14 protein-coding genes are annotated in these 13,098 nt (G+C 38.9%); 3 read left to right on the top strand and 11 right to left on the bottom strand.

From position 1 onward, the window contains the following. Positions 1 to 162 precede the first annotated feature (162 nt). Both D1Z92_RS04155 and D1Z92_RS04160 read left to right on the top strand, forming a co-directional pair. Positions 163 to 1,473 carry an MFS transporter gene (locus tag D1Z92_RS04155; protein ID WP_128894408.1) on the top strand — a complete coding sequence of 437 codons (1,311 nt, stop codon included), beginning with the start codon at positions 163 to 165 and terminating at the stop codon, positions 1,471 to 1,473. After that, positions 1,427 to 2,056 carry a TetR/AcrR family transcriptional regulator gene (locus D1Z92_RS04160; protein WP_128894409.1) on the top strand — a complete coding sequence of 210 codons (630 nt, stop codon included), beginning with the start codon at positions 1,427 to 1,429 and terminating at the stop codon, positions 2,054 to 2,056. Before D1Z92_RS04155 ends, D1Z92_RS04160 begins: the two co-directional genes overlap by 47 nt. Before the next feature lie 37 nt (positions 2,057 to 2,093). Here D1Z92_RS04160 and D1Z92_RS04165 read toward each other — a convergent pair whose 3' ends face one another. The 8 genes from D1Z92_RS04165 to D1Z92_RS04200 all read right to left on the bottom strand — a co-directional run bounded on the left by D1Z92_RS04165 (position 2,094) and on the right by D1Z92_RS04200 (position 8,940). Further along, positions 2,094 to 3,113 (bottom strand): biotin--[acetyl-CoA-carboxylase] ligase, encoded by a 1,020-nt coding sequence (locus D1Z92_RS04165; protein ID WP_128894410.1) that lies wholly within the window; start codon positions 3,111 to 3,113, stop codon positions 2,094 to 2,096. 115 nt (positions 3,114 to 3,228) lie between these two features. Then, positions 3,229 to 4,536 carry a CCA tRNA nucleotidyltransferase gene (locus D1Z92_RS04170; protein WP_128894411.1) on the bottom strand — a complete coding sequence of 436 codons (1,308 nt, stop codon included), beginning with the start codon at positions 4,534 to 4,536 and terminating at the stop codon, positions 3,229 to 3,231. 12 nt (positions 4,537 to 4,548) lie between these two features. After that, positions 4,549 to 5,703, bottom strand: coding sequence for an N-acetyl-alpha-D-glucosaminyl L-malate synthase BshA (bshA, locus tag D1Z92_RS04175; RefSeq protein WP_128894412.1), 1,155 nt, complete (start codon positions 5,701 to 5,703; stop codon positions 4,549 to 4,551). Positions 5,704 to 5,815: 112 nt separating this feature from the next. After that, positions 5,816 to 6,532, bottom strand: a complete 717-nt coding sequence (bshB1, locus tag D1Z92_RS04180; protein WP_128894413.1) for a bacillithiol biosynthesis deacetylase BshB1 — start codon at positions 6,530 to 6,532, stop codon at positions 5,816 to 5,818. Positions 6,533 to 6,537: 5 nt separating this feature from the next. Then, positions 6,538 to 6,954, bottom strand: a complete 417-nt coding sequence (mgsA, locus tag D1Z92_RS04185; RefSeq protein WP_128894414.1) for a methylglyoxal synthase — start codon at positions 6,952 to 6,954, stop codon at positions 6,538 to 6,540. Next, positions 6,951 to 7,763: a 4-hydroxy-tetrahydrodipicolinate reductase gene (gene dapB, locus D1Z92_RS04190; protein ID WP_276318861.1), complete on the bottom strand. Its 813-nt coding sequence runs from the start codon at positions 7,761 to 7,763 to the stop codon at positions 6,951 to 6,953. The genes mgsA and dapB overlap by 4 nt, the downstream gene beginning before the upstream one ends. A 275-nt stretch (positions 7,764 to 8,038) precedes the next feature. After that, positions 8,039 to 8,551: a tetratricopeptide repeat protein gene (locus tag D1Z92_RS04195; protein WP_164931448.1), complete on the bottom strand. Its 513-nt coding sequence runs from the start codon at positions 8,549 to 8,551 to the stop codon at positions 8,039 to 8,041. Between the two features lie 53 nt (positions 8,552 to 8,604). Then, a complete protein-coding gene (locus D1Z92_RS04200; protein WP_128894416.1) occupies positions 8,605 to 8,940 on the bottom strand; it encodes a nucleotide pyrophosphohydrolase in 336 nt (111 codons plus the stop codon). A gap of 193 nt (positions 8,941 to 9,133) precedes the next feature. Between D1Z92_RS04200 and D1Z92_RS04205 the strand changes: the two genes are divergently transcribed. Further along, entirely contained in the window at positions 9,134 to 10,003 is an 870-nt protein-coding gene (locus tag D1Z92_RS04205; RefSeq protein ID WP_128894417.1) for a YitT family protein, read from the top strand. 385 nt (positions 10,004 to 10,388) lie between these two features. On the opposite strand, the gene D1Z92_RS04210 is transcribed toward D1Z92_RS04205, so the two are convergent. From D1Z92_RS04210 to D1Z92_RS04220, 3 genes are all read right to left on the bottom strand, one after another. Then, positions 10,389 to 11,216, bottom strand: coding sequence for a sporulation protein YpjB (locus D1Z92_RS04210; protein WP_128894418.1), 828 nt, complete (start codon positions 11,214 to 11,216; stop codon positions 10,389 to 10,391). Positions 11,217 to 11,266: 50 nt separating this feature from the next. Further along, complete coding sequence (locus D1Z92_RS04215) at positions 11,267 to 11,977, bottom strand: DUF1405 domain-containing protein (RefSeq protein ID WP_128894419.1); 711 nt, start codon at positions 11,975 to 11,977, stop codon at positions 11,267 to 11,269. A 151-nt stretch (positions 11,978 to 12,128) separates the two neighbouring features. Continuing rightward, on the bottom strand, positions 12,129 to 13,019 hold the full coding sequence (locus D1Z92_RS04220) for a menaquinol-cytochrome c reductase cytochrome b/c subunit (protein WP_128894420.1): 891 nt from the start codon (positions 13,017 to 13,019) through the stop codon (positions 12,129 to 12,131). Between the last annotated feature and the right edge of the window lie 79 nt (positions 13,020 to 13,098).

Raw genomic sequence — 13,098 nt, forward strand, 5'->3', positions numbered from 1 at the left:
AAACGTGAGGTAAATCTCTTCATGTTTTTCGGCTTTTTTTATGTTGTTTTGAAATTCATTTGAAATTACAGTTGAAAAAAGACACTAGTGTCGTTATAATGAGCAATATAATAAAAAAGACAATGATGACTTTTTTGAAAATATAAAAAAGGAGATGTAAAAATGAACACCAATGATGCGCAAGTCAGTTTACAGAAGAACAAACCATTTATTATTTTGATGACCGCACAGCTCATATCGAGCATTGGAGACTGGCTAAGCCTTATTGCGATTATCTCGATGGTAGGATTGAAATGGAATGCAGCACCAATGGAGATTGCCTTCATTTATTTATGTTTAGCATTCCCAATGGTATCTTTCGGCCCTTTAGCGGGAACTTTTGCTGATCGGCTAAACCGAAAAGTGCTCATGATAGCATCTGACGTAGGGAGAGCAGGTCTTATTTTATTGCTCATTATTGCGGACTCCATGGCTATCGTTTATGTTTGTCTTTTCTTAATAGGGACACTTTCTGCTGTATTTATACCAGCTAAAAACGGAAAGCTTAAGGAACTTGTACCCCACCAACAGATGAAAAGTGCCATGGCTATCACTTCGATGATTGATTCCAGCACGAAAATACTAGGACCTCTATTAAGTGGATTATTGGTCAGTACATTCGGTGCCACTACTGTATTTTTATTAGATTCTATGACGTTTATTGTTTCCGCAATATTCATCGGCTTTGTTCCAAAAACCTACTCCATGTTGAAAAAAGAACACACCCACAATAATGAGAACCAACAACTTAATCCACAACATAAAATTTCATTTAAGAAAGACTTTCTCGAAGGACTGTCTTTTTTGAAGCGCAATACATACTTACTTTTTGGCATGCTGTATTTAGGCATTTCCCTGTTCATTTTGCAATTAATAGATTCTCAGATTATCGTACTCATTAGGGAACTGTCTAATCCTTCACCTGAATTATTCGGGTATATCGTCTCTGCTGTAGGCGTAGGTATGTTCATCACAGGGTTCATCCTCTCTAAAAAGACAACGTATAACACCATATTTCTCATGATGGTGGGAGTTTGCGGAATGGGAGTCGCATTTGCTATACTGACACTACTTACCTATTTGGATACTGCATCGGCTATCATTTGGGGGCCTAGTATCGGTTTACTTGCGGGATTCGCTTCTGCCCTAGTATTCATTCCATTTCAAGCAAGTGTACAAATGGAAACTCCCGTTCACATGACTGGGAGAGTATTTGGTGTCCTTACTAGTATAATGAACACTGCTACCATTCTCGGACCACTTGCAGGTGGGATGCTGGTAGTCATCGTCGGCATTATCCCTGCTTTTACAATAACGTCAATATTGCTGATCGCAATATCTACCATTGGGTTCGTACTGAAAGGCAACATAGAACGGAGGAAAATCGATGTCTCCAAAAGTGAGCGAAGCACACAAGGAGCAGCGCCGAGCTGATATTTTACAAGCTGCTGAAAAAGTTTTTGCTGAACATGGCTATGAAAAAACGACGATGAAGCACATTATGGATGAAGCAAACGTTAGTCGAGGTGGATTGTACTTATACTTTTCTAGTAAGGAAGATGTATTCGAAACTTTGTTAGAAGAAGATATATTATCTTATCAGGAAAAAATGAGGAAACACTTGCAGAGTGAAACCAACAATACGTCTTATTGGCATACATTATTGACTACTTTATACGGAAACGAAAAGCATGAAAACATGGCTATAGGTCCCGCTTCTTCTACTATATTAGAATTTTTTATTACAGGTAGAAACGATGAGGAAAGAAGAAGCTACGGTAAAAAAAGATATACGCTTGCTATACAAATGTATATCGACATCATTGAAAAAGGAAAAGAAAGCGGTGAATTTTCACAGGAAGCACAAAGCGATATGATCGCTCGTTCTATTGTCGCTTTCACAGATGGCGTTTTCTTAGATTATACAATAGTAGGAAACGAAGATGTAAAGATGAATGAACAAATAAAATATTTTACCCATTATTTAGCTTTTGCATTGGGCGTGAAGCAAACGTAATGCTTGCAGGAAAGAGGAAAGTAGCAGATTGGCTAACTCACCTGCATTCACTTCCATCTGCCTGAAAATTAACATCACCAGAGAAAATCGTTCGAATGCTCCTCTTGCCCTCTCCATCCTCTACCTCTACTTTCATCGCACCGTAATCATCAATTCCGATTGCCGTTCCATGAATCACTTCTTGTGGAGTGTTAATGGTAATCGGTTTGTGTAGAGAAATGGTGAGCGTCTCCCATAGTGTTTTAATAGGGGCAAAGCCTTGCTCCATGTAAATACTATAAATCGCTTCTAACTCACACAAAAACGTACATAACACTTCTTCACGCTCAAAAGTTTGCTCAGCTGCCATCTTCATCGATACAGCAATAGGATGTAAGGATGTTGGGTAGTCGTCTTTTTCCAAATTAACGGCGATGCCTATTCCCGCTATCGTATAATGTACCCGCTGATCATCTGCACTAGATTCAAGCAAAATCCCACTCACTTTTTTGCCAGCAATGTGGATATCGTTCGGCCACTTGATTCCTGCATCTAATCCGAATTTCCTCAACGTTCTACATAGGGCAACCGAAACGAGCAATGTTAATTGAGGCACTTGTTGCAGCGGCAGGTCCGGTTTTAATATGATGCTAAACCACAAACCTTTTCCTAGCGGAGAATGCCAGTGGCGCCCCATCCTACCACGGCCTTTCGTTTGTGTTTCCGCGATAATTACCGTTCCATTTTCTGCTGATGACTGCTTTTCTGATTGCTGTAATACGTTTTTGGCGATGTCTTGCGTGGATTCCACTTCCTTATAATAAAGAAGACGCTTTCCCATCCATGTTGTTTTTATGTTGTTTGCAATCCAATCTTCGTCTAATGTTGCTGGGGAAGACAGCAGACGATAGCCTAAACGATGTACGGCTTCAATTTCATATCCACCTTGTTTTAACTTTTGTATGTGCTTCCATATCGCTGTACGGCTACACTGCAAATGTTGACTGAGTTGTTCACCCGATACATAATCAGACTCATGATCTTGCAATATTTGAATTAACTGCTGTTGTAAGTTCATCGTTATACTCCTAGTATGTGTATTCTACTTTGTCATTACGCTATACAGCTCCATGTGGCCGCTTCCTCTAAAAAACATGAATCAATCACTTTGAATACATACTCTACTAAAAAAACTAAGTAAGTTCAGGTATTATCGATTTTGCACGAGACATTAATACGTCTCTCTCATTAGCCAATTGACCGTGGGAAACTTCCTTCATTAATTGATGAAGCACTTCACGTATCCAGCTGCCACGTTCCGGATGCAACGGCAGCAAATCTGTTCCTGAAAGTTGTAAATCCTTCACTGTATACACTTTCATGTCATCCATGCATCGTTGTCCATGTGACGCAAAAAAATATATCACATCAGAAGAAAGAGGATAAATCGAAGGCACCGTATCTATTTCTTCCCTTATGTGCTTGTCCAGTGAAAAAAGATCCAACACGCGCTGCACTACATCTTTTCCATAAAGCAACACGGCTTCCCTCCACTGATACAACGCCTCTTCTTCACTCCAATGGTCATTCAATTCACTCAAAAAATGCACACACTGTATACTTTGCTTCGTATCGTACACATGTTGATTAGAAAAGCAAAGATGTCGTAAACACGTACTGGCTTCTTCGGCATTCATTCCTAAAAGAGTAAACAGATTACACCACCTGGAAATACTATTGTGTAATGGCAATGCATTTACATGATGTTGATGTTCCATTGTGATGTGTTCTAACGCATCTGCAAATAAGGTAATAGGACGTTTGGTATAGTGGAGCAGTCCACTTTCTTTTAACAACCATATCCCCTGAAAAGGATCTCTACCCGTCATCATTTTTTGCAGCTCTATTTGAATACGTTCCATCGCGATATGCTGTAACAAAGATTTCTTTTCCAATATGGCGTTCCATGTCTCTTCTTCAATATGAAGTCCAAAGTTAGCAGCAAAACGAACACACCTTACCATCCTTAGCGCATCTTCTTCCAGACGCTCTATGGCATTGCCAACACATCGAATGATCCCACACTGCAAATCATCATGACCGTGAAAAGGATCGATAATCTTCCCCTCAATATCCATCGCCATCGCATTCATCGTAAAGTCCCGTCGCTTCAAATCTTCGTGTAAGTTGGTAACGAACTCCACTTTTTCCGGTCTGCGATGATGGATGTAGGAAGATTCCGTTCGAAACGTCGTCACTTCAAACTGAAAAGTATCACATAAAACAGTAACGGTGCCATGTTGTAAACCTGTCGGCACCGTTCGTTCGAAAATAGACATCACTTGTTCTGGTGTAGCAGATGTGGCAATATCAATATCTTTCACTTCTTTGCCCGCTACAATATCTCTGACATAACCACCGACAAAGTACCCTTCATAGCCAGCATCCAGCAACTGTTGAAGCACTTGTTTTCCTTCAGCCTCCATATGTGTTACTGTCATTTCACCATTCACCTACCTATTATACACCTCAATTTTGGGTTCCATTTCCAGTACTTTATAATATATATTTTCATATTGCTGCGTAATTTTATTGTTACAAAATTCATGTGTTGCTCGATGAATACATGCTTGACGAAATGCATCGTAACGTGCTTTATTTTGCAGCAATTCTAAGCAATATTCTGCCATCAGTCCCGTTTCTCCAATGGGTGCTACGTACCCCGTCTCCCCGTGCTTAATTAATTCAGGGATGCCCCCAGCATTGGACCCGATCGTAGGCACACCACACGCCATCGCTTCTAGTCCGACTAAGCCAAAGCTTTCTTTTTCAGATGGAAGCAGCATGACGTCCGCTATGGAAATGACTTGCGCAACATCATCTTGTTTTCCCATGAAATACACGTCATCTGATAAGCCTAGTTCTTGCACTTTGCATTGTACTTTTGGTAAATCTGGCCCTTCTCCTACTAGCATAAGTTTACTTTTTATTTTTTTGTTTACTTTTGCAAATATGTCAACGACATCTAATGTCCGCTTCACAGGCCTAAAGTTGGAAATGTGCATTAAGATTTTTTCATCTGGTTGTGCAAATTCCGATCGTAGATGTTCACATTGACGAGGATTATATATTCTCTTATCCACAAAGTTATAGATGAGTTCAATTTCTTTCTCAATAGAGAGCACGCTCTTCGTCTCATTAATTAAATCTTGTGATACGGCTGTGACGACATCACTTTTGTTAATGGCGAGTTGAATCAAGTCTTTAAATGATTCTTCCTGTCCCAAAATCGTAATATCTGTCCCGTGTAGCGTCGTAATCACTTTCAATTGGTCTCCTACCATTTCCTTTGCTAAAAAAGCGCTAATGGCGTGAGGAAGTGCATAATGCACGTGCAATAGATCTAGCTTTTGCATCGTTGCAACTTGTGCTAATTTATTAGCGAGAGAAAGGTCATATGGAGGATGTTTGAACACGTGATAGTCTCTCACTTCCACTTCATGATAAAAAATGTTTTTATGAAATTTACCTAAACGAAACGGTAAACTGTAAGTAATAAAATGTACTTGATGACCTTGTTCGGCTAACAACTTTCCTAACTCCGTTGCTACGACGCCAGATCCTCCTAAACGAGGATAACAAGTAATCCCTATTTTCAATTGTTTCAACTTCTCACATCCTCTACTTTTATTACTTTTTTATTTCTGTTTTAGATTGTATGCGATAACCTTTTTGTCATGTATTATAGACGAGTTTCCATAAACGATATACTTATTCACCTTACATTGTAGTGATGATCGGAGATACATTAATATTCACTAATAAAGGTTTTCGACTTATAAACCCTTCTGCATACTTCACTTGACAAGATTGCCCTGTTAGTAAGTCTCTAGCTTGAACCCGCTCTATGTATTGATTCGTTAGTGGCGTTGCTACGGATTGCCCTTCTATAAACATAAATTGTGATTGATATGCTTGTAATGCTTGTATCTTTACATCATAGTCATCGGTAACATCCACGACAAAGTTGGGGTGGACCGTATCATTAATAAAGTAGTAGTACACTTGATTCACTGTCCAAGCTTCGTAATCTGACTCATAGCGACGTAATTTAGCTGTAAATAAAGCATCATCGACGATTTGGCTGCACTTAACGTGATCGGGATGACGATCCTGCCAATACGGAATGAAAACGACAGCTGGCTTATTTTTGCGAATCTCTTCCACAATCGCATGGCATTGTTGTTTATCACCAGTTAACCCTCTGTCGGGCAGCTGCAAGTTACTGCGATATTGCAGTCCTAAACATTGTGAAGCTAATTCAGCTTCTTTCTTTCTAAGCGACACGTTGCCATTGGATGACATCTCCGCTTGCGTTAAATCACAAATACCAACAGCATACTGCTGCCTACTGTATTTGGCGATTGTACCACCCATGCCAATTTCTGCATCATCGGCATGAGCAGCAAAGATTAAAAAATCAAGATTTGTATTCAAAGGTTTCACTTCTCCTCTTGATGGTACATGTTTCGCCAAGCAAAATCCCCATTCTCTACTGCTTTCACTAGCAACTCCCCCGAAGCCATATTCGTAGCAATCGGTATGCCATATACATCACATAGTCGAAGTAAGGCGATGATGTCTGGCTCATGTGGTTGCGCCATCAATGGATCTCGGAAGAAAATAATGAGATCCATCTTATTTTCTGCTACCATCGCTCCAATTTGTTGATCCCCTCCAAGTGGGCCTGACATAAAACGATGCAACGTCAAATTCGTATTCTCCATAATGCGCGTCCCTGTTGTTCCTGTAGCAAAAAGTTGATGTTTCTTCAATATATGCTCATAAGCGATAGTAAATTGTATCATTTCTTCTTTTTTACGATCGTGGGCAACCAGCGCAATGTTTAATGTGGTCATTGCTCGTCCTCCAAAAAGTGTTCAAAGCCGTAGACAAGTTGTTCTTTATGCATTACTTTTTTTATCGCTACATTTACCCCTGGCATGTATCCAGCTCGATCATAGGAATCGTGTCTTATTTTTAACGTTTGTCCATCTCCACCAAAGATCACTTCCTGCTGTGCAAATACCCCTGGCAAGCGTACGCTATGAATACGGAAACCGTGGTAGTACCCCCCTCGTGCTCCTTCGATGGTCTCTTCTTCTTTTATATTCCCTTGCCTCATCTCTTCACGCTGTTCATTGATCTTTTCAGCTGTTTTAATCGCCGTACCACTAGGAGCGTCTAACTTTTGATCCCCATGATATTCGATAATTTCAACGTTTGGCAAATATTTAGAGGCTTCCGCCGCAAATTTCATCATTAATATCGCACCAATGGAAAAGTTGGGTGCGATTAAAGCTCCGATACGGTGTTCTTCACAATATTCCTTTAATTGTGCAATCTGTTCTGGTGTAAATCCTGTCGTACCTACAATCGGTCTTACCCCATGTTGCAAAGCTACCTTCGTGTTGCTGTATGCCACTTGTGGTACGGTAAAATCAACGAGTACATCTGGCTGTACTTGTGCTAAAGACATTCCTAAATCACTTGAAGTCGTCACACCACAGTGTGGTAAACCGATAGCTGTACCAATATCTTCTCCTTCCACAGTATCAATGGCTGCGACTAATTGCAATGCAGCATCATCCAATACCATTTTCACCACTTCTCGTCCCATCTTCCCTCTCGCACCAGCTACTGCTACTTTTATCTTCTGTGTCGTCAAGTTCAAATCCTCCTCGTGTTTATGTATATTGATCATTTGATATATGAAAAGAGCAAACAATGAAGGGGAAATGGAAGTTGTACGATACAGACAACTTCCATTATCTTTCTTTATTGATTTCCCCATGTCCAATTACATCGTATATTACATCATCTATTGTGTTGTTGAAATTTCTTCATCTTACGCTTAGTGGTAATAAGTTGACTGAGCAAGTTCATTCAACTAGATATAAGATGAACAAATACTAAATTTCATGGTTTACGCCTCAGTTGTATCTAATGAATATATTTTGAATCACTCACTGCGTATTCTTGTAATAGTTGTTTAGCCACTTTGTGATCTGGATTTAAATTTAACGCGTTAATCAAAGCTTTAGATGCTAATTCGTAGTTTTTGTTTAGAGCGTGAGCAAAGCCCATTAACAGATATGCTTCTATTAAAAGAGGGTCTAGTTTAATCGCCTCAGTCAATAACTTCAACGCATGTGTCGTTCTTCTATTAGATAACTCCAGATCTTTCTCTGCCTCTTCTACATTGTACTTGGCTTTCAAGTGATTGTAATGTAGTTCGTACTCTCCATTTTCTTCTTGTAATAAACAAGCGCATTCTGCATGTTGCATCGCTTTGTCTAATTTGTTACTTCTATCGTAGGTGATAGATAATTTATGATGAAAAGAAGCGTTAAATGGATCCAGTGCAATGGCTTTCTTAAAATAATCTATCGCTTTACCAAAATCATGGTACAGTAAAGATTCATATGCTTTTTTTATATAATCATTTCCGTCCACACTGTACAACCTCCTTATAGAACGTAGGTTAATACAGCTTATGTCCAAGATCATTAATCAGTGTGGACTTTTGTCCAGCGATCTTTGTCACGAGTATTAAATTTATGCATCACTTTATGTAGTGCTGTTTCTAAATCTATGTCTAGAGAATTAGCGAAGCAAATCACAATAAATAAAATATCTCCCAATTCATTTTCAATTGAATTTTCGGCTTCAGAATTCTTTTTGGGCTTTTCGCCATACTCATGGTTCACTTCTCTAGCAAGCTCTCCCACTTCTTCTGACATCCTAGCCAACATACTTAGTGGACTAAAGTATCCTTCTTTAAATTGACTGATGTAATCATCCACTTCTTTTTGCATTTGTTCCATCGTTTTTTTTTGTGCCATCTTGTGCCCCTTCCTGCTATAATGGATAAGGTGTGGTTAAAATTATATTATCATGTTATCCCATAAGACTACAACTGTTGACTTTGGATGATACTATGTAGGTTGAATGCATGCTGATATACAACCTATTACCCCTATGCATAAGATGAAAAGTTACATTACTCATCTTATATACATCATAACAAGCAGGTGAATGAATTTGAAATTAAACGTAAATATGTTATGGAAACAACTTATACCGATTATGATTGGTACTGCCATTTATGCAGCAGCCATACATTTGCTCGTCATTCCAAATGAACTAATGGAAGGTGGCGTGACGGGGATATCTTTACTTATTAATTATGCACTCGATATTCCTCCTTCTTACACTACATTATTGATTAATATTCCACTGTTTTACGTCGGGTGGAGATTTATTGGGAAAGCCTCGATGGGTCTGACCATATTCGGAACCTTATCTCTTTCGTTTTTCTTATGGGTCATTGAATTTTTGATGAGTAAAGGCTTGATCATGCCACCAGAGCTAGATGATGTACTTCTTGTTACATTGTATGCCGGTGTAGCAACAGGCGTTGGATTAGGTCTCGTATTTCGCTTTGGGGGAACGACAGGTGGAGCGGATATTATCGCGAGGCTAGGGAACAAAACGAGAGGTTGGAGTATGGGACAAGTCTTACTGACTATTGATGCCCTTGTTCTTACCACATCTGCTTTCTACATACATTACGAAAAAATATTTTATACCTTAATTTTAGTTTTTGTTGCCGCACGCATTATAGATTTTATTCAAGAAGGAGAACATCGAGCAAAAGCATTCACCATTATTAGTGAACAAGCACCGATGATAGCAGAACGAATACAATCTGAAACAGAGCGCGGGGTAACAATTTTTTCAGCAAAAGGCGGATATAAGCTGCAACCAAAAGATGTCGTTTACTGTGTCGTATATCGTCAAGAAGTAAGGAAAGTGAAATTACTAGTTAAACAACTTGATCCTAAAGCATTCTTGATCATTAATGACGTACACGACGTGCTTGGTGAAGGGTTTAAAACAGAATAACTACATAGTATACAAGATGAAGAAATGATGGGATTCAAGTTTACGCCTCAGTTGCCAGGCGTAAAGGGTAATGAAATTTCTTCATCTTATCAACGGTGGTAATAAGTTGACTGAACAAGTTCTTTCAACTTATCTATAAGATGACTTAGTTAATGTCTTTATGGTGTATCTTATGTCGTGATAATGATAAAAAACAGGTCTTCCCCTATCTGTAAGAAGGAAATGACCTGTTTTTTATTTGTGAAAATAAAATTATTTGAATAATGAATCTTTTTTATTAAAGTGAATATAACTATATATCTATTCAATGTTTATCTTGTAATTGAATCTTTTGAATCTTATGTTTAGATTTGGTATTAGCGTTTTGTACCTAAGACGTTTGTATCTAAGACAAGAAAGAAATATGTTTGTATTTCCTCCATGCAGTATACGTCAGCACCATGACAATAAACAAGCCAATCGTCACGATCCATACAATGGGATTCGGGTTAATGACGTTCGTAAATGCTGCTGCATCTTCTTTGTTGGAAAATAACATTTCTACCATGGCATGCACTTGTTCCCCAATGTGAGATAGGACACTGAAGTCGATGTCCCCGTCTTTCATTCCTTGTTTTTCAAAAAATATAAACAACGAATCTGATTTCTGCACGGTTTGTGGTGTATGATAAATTGCTAATGCAGGCCGCAACACTTGATACTGCTGTTTTAATTGTACATAATGTGTTTTTGTTTCCTCTACATTTTCATTTCTTACCGCATCCACTAGCAACTTCGCTGTTTTGCTCATACTTGCCTTTAACTCCATCCACATGGGACGCTCGGCATGGGTGAGGCTATCTACCGCATATCTCACTTGTGTCGCTGCCAGCTTCGCTTGTTCTGGGGAAAAACGAATATTAGCAAAGATTTTTTGTGCTTCAATGATACTACTCGTAAAAGCCTGCATTCCTTCTACCCCTGTGCGGGAGTCAAAATTAATTCGTGTCGCTTGCTTACGAAGTAATTGCAAATGAACATGAGCTTGTTCATATTCTCCACTCATCACATAATTAAAAAACAATTGTGCCTGTTGCTCCAGTTGTTTTAATCCTTGTTCATTTATTTGTTCACTAAGCACTTTCGTTGCATCTATGTTAGCAGAGCTGTCCATCGAACATCCGAACAGTAGGAGAATTGTGATGATCATAAAACTAATGAATCCTAATCTCATACCTTGTCCCCCCCTCGTTATATGACTATCATATGGGGGGATGTCCACATTTAGACCGCTTTTTTACTTCCTATTTCTCTTCTTTGCAACATAAACATAAAAGCAAGTCCTATGCAAAGTAAACTCAACCCAATCGTAATCCATTGCACAACAAATACATCGTCATTTAATGGTCGAGGCAAATAAGGGAAGATGGAAAGAGAGTAATCTAGAATATCGTTGCTAAGTGTCCAGATCGCAGCCAACACAATATGAATTGTACGATATTGCATAAACCGCGCATATAGCATCACTTCAACAGCCATCGCAGAATGGGATGTGAGCAGCATATAATCCTGCCAATTCAAATCATTCCCTTGCATTGCTCCACCTATAATCATCAACACAGCCCACGTCCCATACTTAATCATCGTAATCAATGCAAGTGCTTCGATCCATGAACGCAGATGAAAACCGACTCCTTGTTTACGCTGCTTATGGTAAAGTTTATGTAATGGTGAAACATTATCGCCGTTCCCTTTTCTTACTCTGAGCCAAAATGAAATTAATACGATAGTAAAAAATAAACTAGCAGTCGGACTATCTGGCACAAAAATGAGCAAAATATTAGCATGGTCTCGTGCTGTGGCAGCCAACTGTCCGCTATACCATTCATAACCATATATCGTACCTAAACCATTGCTTATAATGAGCACCAGCAATATCGTTTTATGTAGCAAAAAAGCAGGAGATACAAAAAATTTAATACTTTGCATAGCCATGTAACCTTCTCTCTTCTTTAGAAAAAGCCTGACCTTACGAGAGGTCAGACTTCATTCTAATCTTATATGCTATGTTATGTTTTACTATGATGCATCAACAGCAACATAAATATTTTTTAAACAAAACATTTATCTGCTTTAATAAGCTAGATTACTCTGCACTAGCTGCATCTTCTGCTGGTGCCTTTTGCGTTGCTAACCAAGCAGCTAATGTATTTAGTTCATCTTCTGTTAGGCCATTAGTGATATTACTATCCCATTGTGCTGGCATAGTACCAATACCATTTTTCATGATGTCCACAAGCTCATCTTCTGTATACTTATCTCCTATACCAAGAAGTGGTGGGAAACTAGCTTGACCTTCCAGACCAGAAGCATGACAGCTTAAACAACTAGAAGCTTCGTAAATTTCATACCCTACTTCACTTTGCCCAACGATAGGAATGACAGTCTCTTCTTCTTCCTCTCGCACATCTTCCCCAGCAGCTAATTTCTCTGCACGTTCAATATGCTCAGGAATGATGTTATTGATTTCCAATTCATGTTGGTAATGATCCCAAGATACTACCGTTAAATAAACAACTGCAGCAAAACTAAGAAGCATTAGAGAACTAGCGATCGGTCTTTTATAAAATCTTCTTTCTTTACCCGTATCTAAAAACGGAGCAAGTGTTAGTGCACCGAACAATAAGCCAGGAATAATTACCGTACCAAATACGACATAATCCTCAGACAAATAAGGGTACTTTAGCAACTGATACATAAACAAGAAATACCAGTCAGGCATCGGAATAAAAGCACTGTTATTTGGATCTGCAGGATATCCAAGTGGTGATGGATGCGCAATGATTAATGCTAAAAAGCCAATTAACACAACACAACCAACCATCCACTCTTTCAATAAGAAATTAGGTATAAATGCCTCCGATTTACCCGGATACGCAGAATAATCTGGTGGTGGTACAAATTTTCCACCTTGTTTAACACGGGAATCTCCAACGTAGATCACTTTTTCATCTTTTGAATGATGATCATGCGCCATAATCGTATCCTCCTTTCAACTACATATACAACCATTACTTAATACAAAGTACTTCATCTAACATGTAATAGCGTTAAAC

It is taken from the genome of Longirhabdus pacifica (assembly GCF_004115085.1).
Taxonomy (GTDB): domain Bacteria; phylum Bacillota; class Bacilli; order Paenibacillales; family DSM-105158; genus Longirhabdus; species Longirhabdus pacifica.